The sequence below is a fragment of the Novosphingobium sp. B1 genome, assembly GCF_900176395.1.
Taxonomy (GTDB): domain Bacteria; phylum Pseudomonadota; class Alphaproteobacteria; order Sphingomonadales; family Sphingomonadaceae; genus Novosphingobium.
The window spans coordinates 210,570-229,742 of sequence record NZ_FWXL01000003.1 but is presented as its reverse complement, the minus strand read 5'-3'; the positions used below and the strand labels follow the sequence as shown (position 1 = coordinate 229,742).

Annotated in this window: 16 protein-coding genes; all 16 read left to right on the top strand. The window is 64.9% G+C overall.

Annotated elements, in window-relative coordinates; all coding sequences use genetic code 11:
• The first annotated feature begins 212 nt into the window (after window positions 1-212).
• The 16 genes from B9A23_RS06940 (at window position 213) to ftsZ (ending at window position 19,120) form a co-directional block, all read left to right on the top strand.
• A complete protein-coding gene (locus B9A23_RS06940; protein WP_254895032.1) occupies window positions 213-686 on the top strand; it encodes a division/cell wall cluster transcriptional repressor MraZ in 474 nt (157 codons plus the stop codon).
• Window positions 683-1,669, top strand: a complete 987-nt coding sequence (gene rsmH, locus B9A23_RS06935) for a 16S rRNA (cytosine(1402)-N(4))-methyltransferase RsmH (protein ID WP_254895031.1) — start codon at window positions 683-685, stop codon at window positions 1,667-1,669. The genes B9A23_RS06940 and rsmH overlap by 4 nt, the downstream gene beginning before the upstream one ends.
• Entirely contained in the window at window positions 1,666-2,439 is a 774-nt protein-coding gene (locus B9A23_RS06930) for a hypothetical protein (RefSeq protein WP_139797370.1), read from the top strand. Before rsmH ends, B9A23_RS06930 begins: the two co-directional genes overlap by 4 nt.
• Entirely contained in the window at window positions 2,436-4,181 is a 1,746-nt protein-coding gene (locus tag B9A23_RS06925) for a peptidoglycan D,D-transpeptidase FtsI family protein (protein WP_084278131.1), read from the top strand. The genes B9A23_RS06930 and B9A23_RS06925 overlap by 4 nt, the downstream gene beginning before the upstream one ends.
• Window positions 4,178-5,626 carry a UDP-N-acetylmuramoyl-L-alanyl-D-glutamate--2,6-diaminopimelate ligase gene (locus B9A23_RS06920; protein ID WP_084278130.1) on the top strand — a complete coding sequence of 483 codons (1,449 nt, stop codon included), beginning with the start codon at window positions 4,178-4,180 and terminating at the stop codon, window positions 5,624-5,626. The genes B9A23_RS06925 and B9A23_RS06920 overlap by 4 nt, the downstream gene beginning before the upstream one ends.
• Complete coding sequence (murF, locus tag B9A23_RS06915) at window positions 5,623-7,092, top strand: UDP-N-acetylmuramoyl-tripeptide--D-alanyl-D-alanine ligase (protein WP_084278129.1); 1,470 nt, start codon at window positions 5,623-5,625, stop codon at window positions 7,090-7,092. The genes B9A23_RS06920 and murF overlap by 4 nt, the downstream gene beginning before the upstream one ends.
• The gene (gene mraY / locus B9A23_RS06910; RefSeq protein WP_084278128.1) at window positions 7,093-8,157 is read left to right on the top strand and encodes a phospho-N-acetylmuramoyl-pentapeptide-transferase; all 1,065 of its coding nucleotides are present in this window, start codon (window positions 7,093-7,095) and stop codon (window positions 8,155-8,157) included.
• Window positions 8,154-9,509, top strand: coding sequence for a UDP-N-acetylmuramoyl-L-alanine--D-glutamate ligase (gene murD, locus B9A23_RS06905; RefSeq protein ID WP_084278127.1), 1,356 nt, complete (start codon window positions 8,154-8,156; stop codon window positions 9,507-9,509). The genes mraY and murD overlap by 4 nt, the downstream gene beginning before the upstream one ends.
• A complete protein-coding gene (locus tag B9A23_RS06900) occupies window positions 9,506-10,741 on the top strand; it encodes an FtsW/RodA/SpoVE family cell cycle protein (protein ID WP_176217908.1) in 1,236 nt (411 codons plus the stop codon). Before murD ends, B9A23_RS06900 begins: the two co-directional genes overlap by 4 nt.
• Entirely contained in the window at window positions 10,738-11,904 is a 1,167-nt protein-coding gene (gene murG / locus B9A23_RS06895; protein ID WP_084278126.1) for an undecaprenyldiphospho-muramoylpentapeptide beta-N-acetylglucosaminyltransferase, read from the top strand. The genes B9A23_RS06900 and murG overlap by 4 nt, the downstream gene beginning before the upstream one ends.
• Window positions 11,901-13,328 (top strand): UDP-N-acetylmuramate--L-alanine ligase, encoded by a 1,428-nt coding sequence (murC, locus tag B9A23_RS06890; RefSeq protein WP_084278125.1) that lies wholly within the window; start codon window positions 11,901-11,903, stop codon window positions 13,326-13,328. Before murG ends, murC begins: the two co-directional genes overlap by 4 nt.
• Window positions 13,325-14,218 (top strand): UDP-N-acetylmuramate dehydrogenase, encoded by an 894-nt coding sequence (murB, locus tag B9A23_RS06885; RefSeq protein ID WP_176217907.1) that lies wholly within the window; start codon window positions 13,325-13,327, stop codon window positions 14,216-14,218. Before murC ends, murB begins: the two co-directional genes overlap by 4 nt.
• Window positions 14,215-15,168, top strand: a complete 954-nt coding sequence (locus tag B9A23_RS06880; RefSeq protein WP_084278124.1) for a D-alanine--D-alanine ligase — start codon at window positions 14,215-14,217, stop codon at window positions 15,166-15,168. Before murB ends, B9A23_RS06880 begins: the two co-directional genes overlap by 4 nt.
• A gap of 3 nt (window positions 15,169-15,171) precedes the next feature.
• Complete coding sequence (locus tag B9A23_RS06875) at window positions 15,172-16,137, top strand: cell division protein FtsQ/DivIB (protein WP_084278123.1); 966 nt, start codon at window positions 15,172-15,174, stop codon at window positions 16,135-16,137.
• 9 nt (window positions 16,138-16,146) lie between these two features.
• Window positions 16,147-17,427 (top strand): cell division protein FtsA, encoded by a 1,281-nt coding sequence (gene ftsA / locus B9A23_RS06870; protein ID WP_084278122.1) that lies wholly within the window; start codon window positions 16,147-16,149, stop codon window positions 17,425-17,427.
• A gap of 196 nt (window positions 17,428-17,623) precedes the next feature.
• Complete coding sequence (gene ftsZ, locus B9A23_RS06865; RefSeq protein WP_084278121.1) at window positions 17,624-19,120, top strand: cell division protein FtsZ; 1,497 nt, start codon at window positions 17,624-17,626, stop codon at window positions 19,118-19,120.
• Window positions 19,121-19,173 lie beyond the last annotated feature (53 nt).

Here is a 19,173-nt window from a genome sequence, read left to right as displayed (position 1 = left end):
CAGAAAATGCTACGGATTCATAACTAGTCCGCGATTTCCCGCATTTTCCCCTTTTCGCCCGCCTCATCCCGCGTTACAAAAGTTCCTATCGGGACGAACTCCAGTCGCATCCGCGGGGGATGAGTCGGCGACGCGCGAAGGCGTGTTGTCGAGCGAGGGAGCTTTCGTCCGCGAGCGGGGTGTCCAGCGTGGCGGGAGGGCCGGTAAATTTGGTGGGGCAGGGCTTTTCGCCGCGTGGCGAAAAGGGCCGCTTCGTCCTGCCTGCCGACTTCCGCACCGACATCTTCGCATCTTCCGCCAGCCAGCGCATTCTTTGCCTCGACAAGCATCCCCGCCTGCCTTGCCTGACCGGATTCGGCCTGTCCCGCCTCGACGAATTCGCCGCAGAGATCGACCGCGAGGAAGAGAAGAAGCTGCGTCTCGGGCTCGACTTCGACCGCGACGTGGCCGAGGCGCAGGTCTATGGCTTCACCCGCGCCAGCTTCGATGAAAGCGGGCGCTTCGTCCTGCCCGAATATCTTTCCGAACTTGGCCAGGTCGAAGACGGGCTCTACTTCCACGGCGGCGGTCGGCAGATCACCATCTGGAACCCGCGCATCCTGTTCGAACAGGGCCCGGCATGGGCAAGTGCGCAGGCCGGGTGCCGTGCCAAGATGGCAGAAGCCGCAAAGGGGAAGCGCAAGTGACCGCTGTAGCGCCAAGGGCCCCGCACATTCCCGTGCTGCTCGAAGAGGTCGTCGAGGCCCTGGCGGCCAAGCCGGGCGACCTGATCGTCGATGCGACTTTCGGGGCCGGCGGCTATACCCGCCGCATCCTGGAATCGGGTGCAACCGTCCACGCCTTCGATCGCGATCCCGATGCGATCGCGGCGGGAAGGCTCTGGGGAGAAACCTGTGGAAAAGATCCGCGCCTGGTTCTCCATCCGCGTCGTTTTTCCGAACTCGCCGAAGGACTTGCGGAGGCCGGAATTGCTGGTGTTCAGGGCGTCGTTTTCGACATCGGAGTAAGCTCGATGCAGCTTGATCAGCCGGGCCGCGGGTTTGCCTTTTCATCGGACGGTCCATTAGACATGCGGATGTCACAGGACGGTCCAAGTGCGGCGGATTTCCTGAATGAAGCGGACGAGGGGGAAATAGCGGACGTTCTCTATCGCTATGGCGAGGAGCGCCAATCGCGCCGGATTGCCCGCGCCGTCGTTGCCGCCCGCCCGCTGACCACGACCGGCCAGTTCGCCAGCGTCGTGCGCAAGGCGCTCGGCTACCGTCCCGACATCAAGGGACCCAAGGCGCAGAAGGATCCTGCCACCCGCAGCTTCCAGGCTGTACGCATTCACGTGAACGGCGAACTCGATGAACTGATGGAAGGCCTCGCCGCCGCAGAGAAGGTGCTTGTGCCCGGCGGCCGCATCGTCGTGGTCAGCTTCCACAGCCTCGAAGATCGCATCGTCAAGCAGTACCTGCGCGAAGCTGCAGGCGCCCTGCCGGCCGGGTCGCGCCACCTGCCGCAGACCTTGGCCAAACCTGTCGCCACTTTCGAGAAACCTTCTTCCGCCATCCGGCCCAGTGCCGAAGAGGAAGAGCGCAACCCGCGTGCGCGTTCGGCCACCCTGCGCTGGGCAGTGCGGACCGGGGCGCCGGCGCGAAACAATGCGGGGAGGGCTGCAGCATGATCGCTTCGGCCAACCGCCTGCGTTCCGTTGGCTGGCTCGTGCTGCTGGGCCTGTGCCTGGCGCTGGTGCTCGTGCTCGCCTTCCGCGTCAACGCGCTGCGCAGCCAGATCCACCATGCCGAAGCGCGGATCGTCGCGCTGAAGCAGGAAAAGATGTACCTCGAAACCGAATTCGAGACGCGCTCCAACCAGCAGCAGCTGAAAGCCTGGAATGACGTCGAGTTCGGTTACGCCGCGCCGTCGGCCAGCCAGTACCTCGAGGGCGAACGCCAGCTGGCCTCGCTCAGCGTTCCTGCCGCCATAGATGCTCCGGCGCCGATCCGCGTGGCCAGTGTCGATGACAGCATCATTGCCTCGGCTGCGTTCCCCGCGATGGTTTCGCCGCTGTCGGGCAAGGCGCTCAGCGCGGATGACGGTGCGGGCGAAGGCACTGCCAGCGCCGCTGCCGCCAAGCCGAAGCTGCAGAAGGCCGTTGCCCGCGTCGACCATGACGAGGCTGTCGAAACCTTGCAGGATCGTCTCGGCAAGGTCGTCGACGTGCGGCCCAAAGGTCCGGTCCGCAAGGAAACCGCTTCGGAAAAGGAAGAAGCAAAGCCGCGCAAGGCCGAAAAGGTGGCCAAGTCTGCGGCAAAGGGCACCAGTGCCAAGGCTGATGCCGGCAAGACCAAGCCAAAGGTCACTGCAGTTGCGGATAAGTCCTCTGCGAAGAAGGCAAAGGAGGCCGCGCCCTCTCGCACGACAAAGGGCAAGGAGGCTAAGGCAGCCCGGTGAACGCGCTCACTGCCTCCGCCGCCATCGCCTCCGGCCGCGTCAAGCTGGCCAACATCCGCCAGCGTTCGCTGGTCGAAGCCAAGGTGCGCGTGCTCGTCGTCGCGCTCCTGTTCATGTTCATCGGTGCGGCGGCCCTGATCCGCATTGCCCATCTCGGCTTCTTCGAGGATGCGCCCGAGCGGCGCTCGCTCGCCGATGCGCTGCTGCCGCCACGCGGCGAGATCACCGACCGCAACGGCGTGCCGCTCGCACGCGCATTTCCTGCGTATGCGCTGTGGTACAACCCCAAGGCCCTGGGCGAGAAGGGTTCGCCGCTGGTCAAGTCGCCCGAGGAAGTGGCCCGCGCATTGCTGGCGATCTTCCCGGACGCCGACTATTCCGACCTGCTCAAGCGCCTGAAGTCGGACAAGCCGAGCTACCTGCGCCGTCGTGTCATGCCCGAAGAGGCCAACCGCATCTTCGCGCTGGGTGAACCGGCGCTCGAATTCCCGCGCGAGAATCAGCGCTATTACCCGCAAGGTTCGCTGGGCGCGCACGTGCTCGGTTATGTCGATAGCGAAGGCCACGGCCATGTCGGCATGGAGCAGGTGCTGGAGAAGCAGCTGCTCGACCCGGCGCAACGCGGGCGTCCGGTGGCTCTGGCCATCGACATGCGCGCGCAAGGGGCGCTTGAAGACGAACTTGGCCGCGGGATGCTGGAGACCGAAGCCAAGGGCGCAGCCGGCATCGTGCTCGATGTTGATACCGGGGAAATCGTGGCGTTGGCGTCGCTGCCCTCGTTCAATCCGAACCGGTCGGACATGGCCTTGAACAACCTCGTGTTCAACAAGGTCACCAACCAGGTCTACGAACTCGGCTCCACCTTCAAGCCGCTCTCCGTCGCCGCGGCGATCGATGCCGGCGTGGTCACCGACCTGTCCGTCCGCTATCCCTCGAACCGCCCGCTCGCGATCGGCGGCTTCCATATCCGCGACAGCCACAGCTTCGGCGCATCGCTGAACGTGCCCGAGGCGCTGATCCATTCGTCGAACATTGTCACGGCGCAGGTGGCCGACAAGCTTGGCGGGCCGGCGCTGAAGAAGACCATGGCCGCGCTCGGCATGAATGAGCGCCCGTTTGTGGAGTTGCCCGCACGCGGCTTCCCGCTCTGGCCGCGCGGCACGAACAAGAACGGCGATTGGGCGCGCATCACTACGATGACCGTCAGCTATGGCCATGGCATCGCCGTGACTCCGCTTCACCTTGCGGCGGCCTATGCCGCGATGGTCAATGGCGGCATTTGGCGCCCGGCAACGCTGTTCAAGCGTGACCCTTCGCAGATCCCGGAAGGTCGCCGCGTTTACAAGGCCTCTACCAGCGCGCGCATGCGCCAGTTGCTGCGCATGATCGTGGTCGATGGAACCGGCAAGACCGCAAATGCCCAAGGCTTCCGCGTCGGCGGCAAGACCGGGTCGGCCGAAAAGCCGGGCGGTCGCGGTGGTTACAATCGCACTTCGCTGGTCGCCACGTTCGCCGCCGCGTTCCCGATGGACAAGCCGCGCTACGTCGTGATTGCCATGCTTGACGAGCCCAAGGGAACTGCAGCCTCTTCGTACCAGCGCACCGCAGCGTTTAACGCCGCGCCGATCGTTGGCCGCGTCGTGCCGCGCATCGGGCCGTTCCTCGGCGTCGTGCCTGACGATACCCGCGACATCGACATTTCCGACCTTTCCCCGCTGGTCGGCAACGGAGACGGTGAATGAAGCTCGGCGCAATTCTTGAAGCGGCGGGCTTCCCGGTCAGCAATGCCGAAGCGAATGTTACCGGTTTTGCCATCGATCATCGCAAGGTCGCGCCCGGAACGGTGTTCGGCGCCTTTCCCGGCACGCGCTTCAACGGCGAGGATTTCATAGCCGATGCGGTGAAGGCTGGAGCCGTGGCCGTGGTCGCCCGCCCCGAAGCGGTGGTCGAGGGTGCCGTCCACGTCGCCATGGATGAACCGCGCCAGGCGTTCGCAGCCTTGGCATCGCGCTTTTTCCAGCCTGTGCCCGAAACCGTCGTTGCCGTCACCGGCACTAACGGCAAGACCTCGACCGTCGAGATGACCCGCCAGATCTGGCGGATGGCAGGCCATTCCGCCGCCTCCATCGGCACGCTGGGCGTGACCACGGCAGACGAAAGCGTTTCGACCGGACTCACCACGCCCGATATCGTCACCTTCCTTTCGAACATGACCGGCCTTGCCCGCGAGGGCGTGACCCACGTCGCCTATGAGGCATCGAGCCACGGGCTTTCCCAATTTCGCAACGAGGGCCTGCGCGTCGTCGCCGGTGCCTTCACCAACCTCAGCCGCGATCATCTCGATTATCATGCGACGATGGACGATTATTTTGCGGCAAAGATGCGCCTGTTCGATCACGTCGTGGAAGAGGGCGGCACGGCAGTCGTCTGGATGGACGACGAATGGTCGGAGCGGGCAGTGGAGCATGTCCGCGCAAGGGGGTTGCGGCTGCTCTCGGTGGGCGAGCGGGGGACGGCGATCCGCCTGCTCGCCCGTACCCCCACGCAATTGGGTCAGACGCTCGAGATCGAGTTCGAAGGCAAGGTCCGCAACATCAACCTTCCGCTGATCGGGGCCTATCAGGCTGCGAACGCGCTGGTTTCGGCAGGGTTGGCGCTGGCTTCCGGTACGCAAGCCGACAAGGTTTTTGATGCGCTGGGGCGCTTGCAGCCGGTGCGTGGACGGCTTGAGCGTGCGGCGATCAATCGGGCCGGAGCGCCGGTCTATGTCGATTATGCCCACACGCCCGATGCGATCGAAGCCGCCATCTCTGCCCTGCGTCCGCACACCAAGGGGCGGCTGATCACCGTTTTCGGGGCCGGTGGCGATCGGGACGGTGGCAAGCGACCGGAAATGGGCCGCGCTGCCTGCGCCGGGTCGGATCTCGTCATCGTGACTGACGATAACCCGCGCGGGGAAGAGCCCGCCGAAATCCGCGCCGCCGTCATGGCCGGTTGCGACAGCAAGGCGCGCGAAATCGGCGATCGGCGCGCAGCCATCGCTGCGGCGATTGCCGAGGCGGGCCGCGAAGACATCGTTCTTGTTGCAGGTAAGGGGCACGAACAGGGACAGATCGTGGGCAGGGGCGATGCCATGCGCATCCTGCCATTCGACGACGTGCAGGTCGCAAGGGAGTGCACCACATGACCGCCCACCCCGCCCTTATCGAGTGGCCAGAGGACCCGTCCGACGAGGCGGGTCTTGCGCTATGGACGAGCGACGAAATCGCCCGCGCGACCGGTGGCCGGGCCAGCACGTCATTTGCCGTCTCGGGCGTCGAGATCGATAGTCGCGAGGTGGTGGAAGGCGACCTGTTTTTTGCCTTGAAGGGCGAAGCGTCGGACGGTCACCGCTATCTCGAAGGCTCCTACGGGCGCGGCGCGGCGGGCACGGTGGTTGAGCATGCGACTTTTGGCCCGCACGTGCTTGTCGGCAACACCATGTCCGCGCTCGAGGATCTTGGCCGCGCGGCGCGCGCCCGCGTCGATGCCGGGATCATCGGTGTCACGGGGTCTGCCGGCAAGACCGGGGTCAAGGAAGCGCTCTATGCTGCGCTTGATCGTGCCAGCCGTGGCCGCGCGCACCGGTCGGTCAAGAGCTATAACAACCACGTCGGCGTGCCGCTGAGCCTCGCCCGGATGCCGGCGCGCACCAGCTTCGGCGTGTTCGAGATGGGCATGAACCACGCCGGCGAACTGTCGGCGCTGACGAGGCTGGTCCGCCCGCATGTTGCCATCGTCACCACCATCGCGCCGGCCCACATTGGCCACTTTGCCGGTGAAGAGGCGATTGCCGATGCGAAGGCCGAGATCTTCGAAGGGCTGGAATCCGGTGGCGTCGCGATCATCCCGGCCGACAACCGCCATTTCGAACGGCTGCGGGCCAAGGCCGTGCAGCATGCCGAGCGCGTCGTCAGCTTCGGCCGCCATGCCGACGCGGATGCCCGGCTGATCGATGCCGTGCCAGCCGTGGGCGGTGGTACGCTGGTGACGGCAGATCTCGGCGGACGCAAGGTCTGCTACACGATCTCGCAGCCGGGCGAGCACTGGGTGGCCAATTCACTGGCAATCATGGCGGCAGTCGAGGCGATCGGCGGCGATCTTGGCGCGGCAGGTCTCGCACTTGCCGAGATGGAGGGTCTGGCCGGACGCGGCGCGCGGCACGAGATTGCTGCCAGCGGCGGCGATGGTTCGGACAGGGCCTTGCTGATCGACGAAAGTTACAACGCCAATCCCGCTTCGATGGCGGTCACCCTGCGGCAATTGGGTGCAACCCCTGCCGCGCGCCGCGTCGCCGTTCTGGGCGCGATGAAGGAGCTTGGCGCAGAGGAAGCGCGCTACCATGCCGAGCTTGCCGGCCCCGTGTCCGAAGGCAAGGTCGACCGTCTGATCCTCGTCGGGGCCGAAATGGGCGCATTGGCCGACGCGCTGGGGAAAAGCGGCGCTTCTTCGCTTGCCGGTACAATCGATGTGACGCATGTGCAGACAGCGGCCGAAGCGGCGGAATGTCTCGCGGCCAGCGGAGTGCGCGGGGGTGATGCCATCCTCGTGAAGGGGTCGAATTCGGTGGGACTGGGCGCGCTCGTGCGCTCGCTTGCCTCCAGGGAACGATGAATGCTCTACCAGCTGGCCGAATGGCTGCATTTCGAGGGGTTCAGCAACCTCATCCGCTATCAGACGTTCCGTGCCGGCGCGACACTGCTGACGGCGCTGGTGATCGGCCTGATCATCGGCCCGCGCTTCATCAACATGCTGCGCGTGCGCCAGGGCAAGGGCCAGCCGATCCGCGAGGACGGTCCGCAGTCGCATCTTGCCAAGCGCGGCACGCCGACGATGGGCGGCCTGATGATCGTCACCTCGCTCACGCTATCGCTGCTGCTGTGGATGGACGTGACAAGCCGCCTTGTATGGGCGTGCGTCGTCGTCACCCTCGGCTTTGGCCTGATCGGTTTCCTCGACGATTACGACAAGGTCACCAAGTATGCACACAAGGGCGTGCCGGCCAAGGTGCGGCTTGCCGGTGAATTTGTCGTGGCGGGCATCGCGGCGTGGCTGGCGGTTGGCGAAACCAACCTTTACGTGCCGCTGTTCAGCAACCTCTATGTGCCTCTCGGGCCGCTCTACTACCTGTTTGCGATCTTCGTGGTCGTGGGTGCAGGCAACGCCGTTAACCTGACCGACGGTCTCGATGGTCTGGCGACGATGCCGGTGATCATCGCTGCAGGCACGTTCGCGATCATCGCCTACCTCGCTGGCCGTGTCGACTATTCGACCTACCTTGGCATCCCGCATGTGAAGGGCGCGGGCGAACTCGCGATCTTCTGCGCCGCGATGATGGGGGCAGGGCTTGCTTTCCTGTGGTTCAACGCGCCACCCGCCGCCGTGTTCATGGGCGATACCGGCAGCCTTGCGCTGGGCGGGGCACTGGGCGTGATCGCGGTCGCCTCCCACCATGAAATCGTGCTCGCCATCGTCGGCGGCCTGTTCGTGATGGAGGCGGTGTCGGTGATCGTGCAGGTTGCTGTGTACAAGCGCACCGGCAAGCGTGTGTTCCGGATGGCGCCGATCCACCACCACTTCGAACAGCTCGGCTGGAAGGAATCGACCGTCGTGATCCGCTTCTGGATCGTGTCGATCGTGCTGGCGCTGATCGGCCTCGCAACGCTGAAGGTGCGATGATCGTCTCGCCCGCCTTTGCGGACAAGCGGTTTGCGGTTCTCGGCCTTGCCCGTTCGGGTCAGGCGAGCGTCGAGGCGCTGCTGGCAGGCGGGGCCGAGGTCACCGTGTGGGACAGCCGCGAGGAACCGCGCGCGGCCTATGAAGGGCGCTGCCAGATTGCCGATCCGCTGGCGCTGGACCTGACCGGCTTTGCCGGCATCGTCGTCAGCCCCGGGGTTCCGCTGAATCGCCACCCCATCGCTGCCCATGCCGCTTCGTTCGGCGTACCGGTAATCGGCGACATCGAGCTTTTCGCTCAGGCGCGCGGCGATCTGCCGCCGCACCGCGTGGTCGGCATCACCGGCACGAACGGCAAGTCGACGACGACAGCGCTCATCCATCACATCCTCAAGACCGCTGGCATCCCGACAACCATGGGCGGCAACATCGGCTTGCCAATACTTGGACAGGAAGCGCTGCCAGCAGGCGGGGTGTACGTACTGGAGTTATCGAGCTACCAAATCGATCTCACACACAGCCTCGATTGCGATGTGGCTGTCCTGCTGAACATCACGCCTGATCATCTTGATCGTTATGAGAATTTTGAAGCCTACGCGGCCAGCAAGGCTCGACTCTTCGAAATGCAGTCTGCAAAGAGTTGCGCAGTATGCCGTGCGGAGGACTGGTGGTTCGGACGGCGCGCAGGCGAGCGAGCAAATGGCGGCTTCCTCGAAGTTTACGATGATGTCTTCTATCAGTGGCAAGGTGTGCCCAACGCGATTGCAATCAGCGAGCAACACCGTTGGCCGTCGCTACAAGGTCCTCACAATCTCGCGAATGCGCAGGCGGCAATCGCGACCTGCTTCGTGCTTGATCTGACTGCGGATCAAATTCGTTTCGGGCTTGAGACATTTAAAGGCCTGCCGCACCGCATGGAGCGCGTCGCCGAAGCCAACGGCGTGCTTTTCGTCAACGACAGCAAGGCCACCAACGCCGCGTCGACAGCGCCAGCGCTTGGCGCCTATCCGCGCATCCACTGGATCCTCGGCGGCCTGCCCAAGAGCGACAATCTCGACGAGTGCACACCCTATTTCGATCACGTGGTCGCCGCGTACACGATTGGTGAAGCCGGGCCGATGTTCGCCGACATTCTTGAACCCGTGATGCCGGTAACCCGCAGCGAGATGATGTGCGACGCCGTGCGCCAGGCCATGCAGGCTGCGCAGCCTGGCGATGTCGTCATGCTGTCGCCGGCCTGCGCAAGCTTCGACCAGTTCCGCGATTTCGAAGCGCGTGGTGACAGCTTCCGCCAGATCGTCGCCGCCCTGATCGAGGACGCCAACGCCCCCTGTCCCCCGGAGGCCGGAGCATGAGCACTGCCCCTACGCCGACCCGCCTGGTTACCACCACGACGCCCGATGGCGGGGTGCGTGTTGTCGGGCATGGCGCGCGCTTTCGCCGCAGCCGCCGCAGTGAACTGCTGATCTGGTGGCGCGAGATTGACCGCGTCCTGCTTACCCTGATTCTCTCGCTGGTCACGATCGGCTGCGTCGCCGTTGCTGCGGCCTCGCCGGCGTCGGCGCACCGTCTGTCGACGAGCCAGAAGGCATTGGGCGATCTCTACTTCTTCTGGATCCACCTGCGCTGGGTGGCGGTCGGCATGGTGGCGATGTTCTTTGCATCGGTCATGCCCAAGGAGGCGGCGCGCCGGGGTGCGATCCTGCTTGCCGCCGCAATGGTGATGGCGCTTGTCCTCGTGCCGCTGGTCGGCAGCGAGGTGAAGGGTGCCAAGCGCTGGCTGTGGATCGGCTTTAGCCTGCAGCCTTCCGAATTCCTCAAGCCCGGCTTTGCCATTGCGCTTGCATGGATCCTCTCGTGGCGCGTGCGCGATCCGAACATTCCGGTGATCCCGATTTCCATTGCGATCATGGGGCTTGTCGCGGCGCTGCTGATGGCCCAGCCGGACTTCGGATCGACCATGCTCTTTGCCGGTGTGTGGTTCGTGCTGGTGTTGCTGTCAGGCCTTTCTGTGAACAAGATCATGGGGGCGCTTGGCGGCCTCGTGGTGCTGGTGATCGCAGCGTACTTTCTCTATCCCAACGCCACCCACCGCATCGACAACTTCCTCTCGGGCGGTAGTGAGTTCGACCAGGTCGATCTTGCCATGCGCACGCTGACAAACGGGGGGTGGAGCGGGACAGGTCTTTGGCTCGGCAGCCGCAAGAACGCGCTGCCAGAAGCGCATACAGACTACATCTTTTCGGTGGTCGGTGAGGAATTCGGGCTGATCGCCTGCGCCGTGATCGTGCTGATCTATTGCGCGATTGCGCTGCGCGTGCTGATGCGCCTGCTCGACGAGGACGACCTGTTCACCATCCTTGCTGCAGCAGGGCTGACCGCGCAGCTGGTGGGGCAGGCGTTCATCAACATACTTGTGAACCTGCAACTGTTTCCTTCGAAAGGCATGACCTTGCCGCTGATCAGCTACGGCGGATCGTCCACCATCGCGCTGCTCATGGGCGTCGGGCTGCTGCTCGCCATCACGCGGCGCAACCCCTACCTCTCGCGCGAGAAGTTCGACGTTTCGGATCTGGTGCGCAAATGACCAGTGTTTCGAGGCACTACGTGCTCGCTGCAGGCGGCACGGGAGGACATCTTATTCCCGCTTTTGCGCTGGCGGTGGAACTCGACCGGCGCGGTCATCACGTCGCGCTCGTCACGGATGAACGTGGCGCGAAGATTCCGGGTAAGCCCGAATTCATGCCTGCGCACGTGCTTCCGGCGGGACGGCTGGCCAAGAATCCGGTGGCGCTGTTCAAGGGGCTTCGTGCAATCTGGCAGGGCCGCTCGATGGCGCTGCGCCTGTTCGAAAGCTTCCAGCCTTCCTGCGTGATCGGATTTGGCGGCTATCCTGCCCTTCCGGCGCTACTGGCGGCAAACGCGGCCAAGATCCCGACCGTTATCCACGAACAAAACGCCGTGCTGGGCCGGGTGAACCGCTTCCTTGCCAGCCGGGTCAACGCCATCGCCACCGCCTATGGCGAGGTCGACCGGCTCGATTCGAAGCTGTGGGGCAAGGTCCACCGTGTCGGCAATCCGGTGCGCCCCGAAGTGCTGGCCCTGCGCGGCGAGCCGTTCCCCGAGTTCACCGAGGACAGCCTGTTCCGCGTGCTGGTGACTGGCGGCAGTCAAGGCGCTTCTATCCTGTCTGAGGTCGTGCCCGATGGCCTGGCCATGTTGCCGCCAGCGTTGCGTCATCGCCTGCAGGTAACGCAGCAATGCCGCGCCGAAGACCTTGAAGTGGTTCGCGCCCGCTATGCCGCACACGAAATCCCGGCCGAACTTGGCACCTACTTCGAAGACATGCAGTCTCGCCTTGCCGGCGCACACTTGTTCATCGGACGGGCCGGCGCGTCGACCATTGCCGAACTGACGGCTGTCGGACGGCCCGCCATTCTCGTGCCGCTGCCAATCGCAACGGACGACCATCAGGCTGCCAACACGCGCGAAATGGTCGCCGCCGGGGGCGCTCGCGCGATCCGGCAGACCGGATTCACCCCCAAGGAACTGGCGAAACAGATTCAGGCTATGGCCCAGCACCCGCATACCCTTGCCAATGCCGCGCACGCCGCGTGGAATTGCGGCCTGCCCAACGCCGTGAGCGATCTTGCCGATCTCGTCGAAAGCTTCGGCGGAGAACCGATCATGGACGTGATCCGCGTCGACACGCGCAGCGCCGCTCCGGCAGGGCAGGAGCAACTGGCATGAAGGGCGTCGGCACCGAAATCGGCACGATCCACTTCGTCGGCATCGGCGGCATCGGCATGTCGGGCATTGCCGAAGTCATGCACAACATGGGCTATTCGGTGCAGGGCTCCGACATGGCGGAGAGCTATGTCGTCGATGGCCTGCGCTCGCGCGGGATCAAGGTGATGATCGGGCAGAAGTCCGAGAACGTCGATGGCGTGGCGGTCGTCGTCACCTCGACCGCCGTGAAGCGCAACAATCCCGAAGTCGTCGCCGCGCTCGAGAATCGCATTCCCGTGGTGCGCCGGGCCGAGATGCTTGCCGAACTCATGCGGCTCAAGAGCACGGTCGCCGTCGCCGGTACCCACGGCAAGACCACGACGACCTCGATGGTCGCCTGCCTGCTCGATGCCGGCGGGATTGACCCGACCGTGATCAACGGCGGCATCATCAATTCCTACGGCTCCAACGCGCGTCTTGGTGACAGCGAATGGATGGTTGTCGAAGCTGACGAAAGCGACGGCTCGTTCCTGCGGCTGGATGGTACGCTGGCGGTTGTCACCAACATCGATCCCGAGCACCTCGATCACTACGGCAGCTTCGAACGGGTGAAGTCGGCCTTCGTCGAGTTCATCGAGAACGTGCCCTTCTATGGCGCGGCGATGCTGTGCATCGACCACCCCGAAGTGCAGGCGATCATCCCCAAGGTCCGTGACCGCCGCGTGGTGACCTACGGCTTCTCCGCCCAGGCCGACGTGCGTGGCGAGAATGTTACGCCGATCCCAGGTGGCAATCGCTTTACCGCCGTGCTGCGCCAGCGCGATGGCTCGTTCCGCCGCATCGAGGGCATCGAACTGCCGATGCCGGGCCGCCACAACGTGCAGAACGCGCTCGCGGCCGTGGCAGTCGCAGTGGAAATGGGCGTTTCCGAGGACCTGATCCGCACCGGCTTCGGCAAGTTCGGCGGGGTCAAGCGCCGCTTCACCAAGGTTGGCGAAGTCGATGGCGTATCGATCATCGACGACTATGGCCACCACCCGGTCGAAATCCGCGCCGTCCTCGCTGCCGCACGCGAAGGCGTGCCCACAGAAGGTCAGGGGGGCCGGGTCATCGCCGTCGTCCAGCCGCACCGCTTCACCCGTCTTCGCGATCACATGGAAGATTTCCAGGGCGCGTTCAACGATGCCGATGTGGTCTATGCCGCGCCGGTCTATCCCGCAGGCGAACAGCCGATCGAGGGCGTGGACAGCGCCGCGATGGTCGAAGGCATCAAGGCGCGCGGCCATCGCAGCGCGCACCTGACGGCAGGGGCGGACGCTCTGGCCAAGGAACTCGCCGCTACGGCACAGCCCGGTGACATGGTCGTCTGCCTCGGCGCGGGCGACATCACCAAGTGGGCCGCTGGCCTTGCTGATGCGATCGGGCGCGAAAGGGGGCAGGGGTGACCACGCTTTCGCTGCCTTCGGTGCGCGGCAAGCTTACGCATAACGCCCCGCTCGCGCCGCTGGTCTGGTTCAAGTCCGGCGGCACGGCCGACTGGTTGTTCGAGCCCAGGGACGTTGCCGACCTGCAGGATTTCCTCGCAGGGCTCGCGCCCGATGTGCCGGTCATGGCGCTTGGCCTCGGTTCGAACCTGATCGTGCGTGATGGCGGCGTACCCGGCGTCGTCGTCCGGCTCGGCAAGCCCTTCGCCAAGGTCGAGAACGTGGATGAAGTCACGCTCGAATGCGGCGGCGGTGCCAGCGGCATTCTCGTCTCCTCGACCGCGCGCGACAACGGCATCGCCGGCCTCGAATTCCTGCGTTCCATCCCCGGGACGGTCGGCGGTTTCGTGCGCATGAACGGCGGGGCTTATGGCCGTGAGGTCAAGGACGTGCTCGTTGATTGCGACGTGGTGATCCGCTCGGGCGAGATCGTCACCCTGCCGTTGTCCGAGCTCGGCTACACCTACCGCCACTCTGACCTGACCGACGGTTCCATCGTCGTTGCCGCCCGCTTCCGCGGCCATGCTGGCGAACCGGACGCGATCCAGGCCGAGATGGACCGCATCAGCGCCGCGCGCGAGGCCTCGCAGCCGCTGCGCTCGAAGACCGGCGGTTCCACCTTCAAGAACCCCGATGGCGGCAAGGCGTGGGAACTTGTCGACAAGGCCGGATGCCGTGGCCTGGCCATTGGCGGCGCCCAGGTGAGTGAAAAGCACACCAACTTCCTGATCAACACCGGCGAGGCGACCAGCGCCGAGCTCGAGGCTCTGGGCGAGGAAGTGCGCAAGCGTGTGAAAGACATGTCGGGCGTCGAGCTCGAATGGGAAATCAAGAGGATTGGCAGACTGTGACTCTCCCCAAACTCCACGTTGCGGTGCTGATGGGCGGATGGTCCAGCGAACGGCCCGTGTCGCTCATGTCCGGCGAGGGCGTGGCCAAGGCGCTTGAGTCCAAGGGGCACAAGGTCACCCGCATCGACATGGACCGGGAGGTTGCGCTGCGCCTTGCCGAAGCAAAGCCCGATGTCGTGTTCAACGCGCTGCATGGAACGCCGGGCGAGGATGGTTCGATCCAGGGCCTGATGGACATCATGGGCCTGACGTATACCCACTCGGGCCTCGCCACATCGGTCATCGCGATCGACAAGGAACTGACCAAGCAGGCGCTGGTGCCGCACGGCATTCCTATGCCGGGCGGACGCATTGTGCGCACCGAAGAGCTCTACAAGGGAGACCCGCTGCCGCGTCCCTATGTGCTCAAGCCCGTAAACGAAGGGTCATCGGTCGGCGTCGCCATCGTCACGGCGGACGGTAACTACGGCAATCCGATCAGCGCGGAATCGCGCGGTCCCTGGCAGGAGTTCGACGAACTCCTTGCCGAACCCTTCATCCGTGGCCGCGAGCTGACAACCGCCGTGATCGGCGACCGCGCATTGCTGGTGACCGAACTGCGGCCCAAATCCGGCTTCTACGATTTCGATGCCAAGTATACCGATGGCATGACCGACCACATCTGTCCGGCCGACATCCCCGACGACATCACCGAAGCCTGCAAGCAGATCGCCCTGCGCGCGCACCAGCTGCTGGGCTGCAAGGGGACGAGCCGCTCGGACTTCCGCTGGGATGACGAGCAGGGCGTCGAGGGGCTGTTCCTGCTGGAAGTGAACACCCAGCCTGGCATGACGCCGCTCAGCCTCGTGCCCGAGCAGGCCAAGTCGCTGGGAATGGATTATCCCGATCTGGTCGAGGCAATCATTGCCGAGGCCCTGAAAGACTTCGGCAAGGCAACGGGGAAGGCCTGAACCATGGCGCAGACGATCAAGCGGGGCGGGAAGGGGGTGCGGCGAGCAGCGGCTGCGCGCACGACGCAGCGCAAGGTCCATACTGCGCGCCAGCAGACAGGCACTCTGCTCGATACCGTCATGCACTGGTTGCCGTTCAGCGAGGACACGCTGCACAAAATCGTCATGGCGCTTATCCTGGCGGTGGCGGCGGTGCTGGTGTGGACCGTGGCCTCCATGGCCGGGATACCCGCGCTCGCCACCGAACAGGCCGCACTGATTGCGTCGGATGCCGGGTTCAAGGTCAGCCATCTCGAAGTGCGGGGCGTCAACCGCATGAACGAGCAGCGCATCTATGAACGCATTCTCGGACAGAGCGACCGCGCGATGACGTCGCTCGATCTTGCCTCGCTGCGCGATGAATTGAACCAGTTGCCCTGGGTCAAGGATGCCCGCGTCTCGCGCAAGCTGCCCGACACGTTGGTGATCGACATCGTCGAGCGCAATCCTCACGCCGTGCTGCGCAAGCCCGACAGGCTGGTGCTGGTGGACGACACCGGCGTCGAGCTCGAGACGGTCAGCGCTCCCAAGGCCAAGGGCATGCTGGTCATTTCCGGCCTTGGCGTTGGTCAGCGGGTGCAGGACCTGACCCGGCTGCTCGATGCCGCGCCGGCCTTGAAGCCGCAGGTGTCCGAAGCCGAATGGGTCGGTAACCGGCGTTGGAACCTCACGTTCAAGACCGGGCAGGTGCTGGCCCTGCCAGAGGGTGACGAGAAGTCCGCCGGCGCGCTGCTCAGCTTTGCGCGCATGGACGGCGTCAACCGTCTGCTCGGCGGCAAGGTGGCCGCGTTTGACATGCGCGCCCCCGATCGCATCTACATGCGCGTGCCCGGCCATGCCGACGAGGTCGCCGCAGAAAAGCGCGCCGAGGCAGAAGCCAAGGCCAAGGCCAAGCGCATCGCCGCGGCCGCCAAGAGCGACGAGGGCTGAGCGCGCAGCATGGCCACCCCCCGCATCACCAAGGTCTTTGCTGCTGTAAACATCGGGTCCTTCCGCGTGTCGGCGATGATTGCCGGCCTTTCGGAAACCGGCGAGATGGTTGTGCTCGGTTCCGGCCATCGCGCCTCGCAGGGCATCAAGCGCGGCTATGTCACGGACATGCAGGCTGCCACGCATTCGGTGCGCGATGCCATCGAGCGGGCCGAGAAGATGGCCAACATCGGCATCCAGAAGGTGTGGATCGGCTGTTCCGGTGCAGGTCTTGCCAGCACGACGGCGCGGGTCGAGGTCGAAGTCGGTGGTCGCCGCATCGAACAGGACGATATCGAGCATCTGCTCGTGGCCGGGCGCGAGGTGATCCAGCCTGATGGCCGCACCGTGCTCCACGCGCAGCCTGCACACTACACGCTTGATGGCGCACACGGCGTGCCCAACCCCAAGGGCCTCCATGCCGAACGCCTTGCCGTCGACATCCACGTGATGCTGGCCGATGGCGCGCCCGTTCGCAACTTGCGCGAGGCGGTTCAGAATGCGCATCTCGATGTCGAGGCTGTGGTGGGCTCGCCGGTTGCGTCAGGCCATGCCTGTCTCACGCCCGAAGAGCGCGAACTGGGCGTCGCGCTGGTTGAATTCGGCGCAGAGGTGACGACTGTGTCCGTCTATGCTGCGGGCATGCTGCTCGGGATGCAGGTGATCCAGTATGGCTCGGGCGACATTACCGACGCCATCGCCTCGGCCTTCGGCATCCGTCGCTATCAGGCCGAACGGCTCAAGTGCATGTCCGGCTCTGCCATCGCCAGCCCGGCCGATCACCGCGAGATGATCCCGGTCAACGCGCCTGGCGATCCCGAAGGTGGCCCTGTCGCCCGCCATGCCGACGACAAGAACCGCATTCCCCGGGCTGAACTGATATCGGTGATAACGCAGCAGCTTGGCTTCTTTACAGAAGAGGTGGGCAAGGCGCTGAAAGCGCTGGGCTTCGTAGGGCAGACCGGCCAGCAGGTCGTGCTCACCGGCGGTGGCGCGCAATTGCCGGGCCTTGCCGACTATGCACAAGCTGCGCTCGGGCGTCCGGTCCGCATCGGTTCGCCGCCGACAATGTTGGGCCTTCCGCCCGGCCACGCAACGCCTAGTTCCTCGACGCTTGTCGGCCTCGTGCTGTTTGCCGCAGCCGATCCGGTCGACATACGCGCGGTGGGCCCCGCCTATAGCCCGACAACCGCCTATTCGGGCAAGCAGTTGCTGAGTCGGCTGGTGCGCGCAGTGAAGGATTACTTCTGAACCGGGTTTTCCACCGTTCCGGCCCAAAATCGTCGGAGACATGGGCTGTCTCGGTATTGCAACCTGTGGAAAAGGCTGTTGACCCTTTGATTCAGCAAGGCCGCCTGTGCCACAGGTTAATGCGAAGTTTTGCAATCCTGCCAAGGCGCCACCACGGGCCATCGGCAATTGAAGCGACCCGCTTGGGAGACCGACTATGAGCATCAACATCGGACCGCCGGCAATCGACGAGCTTCGTCCCCGGATCACGGTGATCGGAGTTGGTGGCGCGGGCGGCAACGCCATTGCCAACATGATCAACGCGCAGATCGAAGGCGTCGAATTCATCGTCGTCAACACCGATGCGCAGGCGCTCAACAATTCGATCGCGGAAAACCGCATCCAGCTTGGGCCGGACATCACGCAGGGCCTCGGCGCAGGTGCCCGTCCAGAAGTGGGCCGCGCTGCTGCTGAAGAAACGATCGAGGAGCTCGAACGCGCACTCGAAGGCGTGCACATGGTGTTCATCGCCGCCGGCATGGGCGGCGGCACCGGCACCGGCGCTGCTCCGGTCATCGCCGAGGCGGCGCGCCGCAAGGGCGTGCTGACGGTTGGCGTGGTCACCAAGCCGTTCCTGTTCGAAGGCACGCGCCGCATGCGCTCGGCCGAAAGCGGCATCGAGGAACTGCAGAAGCACGTCGATACGCTGATCGTCATTCCCAACCAGAACCTGTTCCTGGTGGCAAAGGCGGAAACGACCTTCAAGGAAGCATTCCAGCTTGCCGACGAAGTGCTGCAGCAGGGCGTCCGCTCGATCACCGATCTCATGGTCATGCCGGGCCTGATCAACCTCGACTTTGCCGACGTGCGATCGGTCATGGGTGAGATGGGCAAGGCCATGATGGGCACGGGCGAGGGTGAAGGCCCGAACCGCGCTCTCGAAGCGGCCGAACGCGCGATCGCCAATCCGCTGCTCGATGGCGTGTCGATGCAGGGTGCCAAGGGCGTGATCATCTCGATCATCGGCGGCGACGACATGAAGCTGCTCGAAGTCGACGAAGCCGCCAACCACATCCGCGAACTGGTCGATCCGAACGCGAACATCATCTGGGGCTCGGCCTTCAATCCCGACCTCGATGGCAAGATCCGTGTCTCGGTCGTTGCCACCGGCATCGAACAGAGCCAGGAACAGGCCGAGATCGCCTCGCGCCCGATGTCCTTCCCCAACAGCTCGCGCGGGCCAGCCGTACCCGGCGCGGCACCTGCTGCTGCGGTCTATACCCCGCCGCCGGCACCCCCTGCGCCGCAGGCGTGGGCCCCTGTGGCCGAGCAAGTCCAGCCGACCGTTCCCGCGCCCGAGCCGGAGCCGATGGATCTCACGCTCGATCTGTCCGAATCACAGGCAGAGCCTGCTGCACCTTCGTCCAACGAGCTGTTGCTGGGCGGTGGCGAAGCTCCGGCCGAGCCGGCGCGCTTTACGCTCGAACCGCCAGCACAAGCGGCAGAACCGGCAATGCCGCGGCTTGGCCGTGGTGCCGAAGCACCCGCCCAGGCCGCTGCGCCTGCGCCTGCCGCAAAGCCGGCAGGCGGCAGCACCCTGTTCGAACGCATGGCAAACCTGTCGCGCGGTTCGGCGGCGCAGTCGGAGGATGACGGGGATGAGGGCAGCTCACTCAACATTCCGCGCTTCCTCGGTCGCCAGAACAATCAGTAAGTCTTGATGAGCGGCGGCACCCGTTGCCGCCGCTTCATCTTCGCAATGGTATA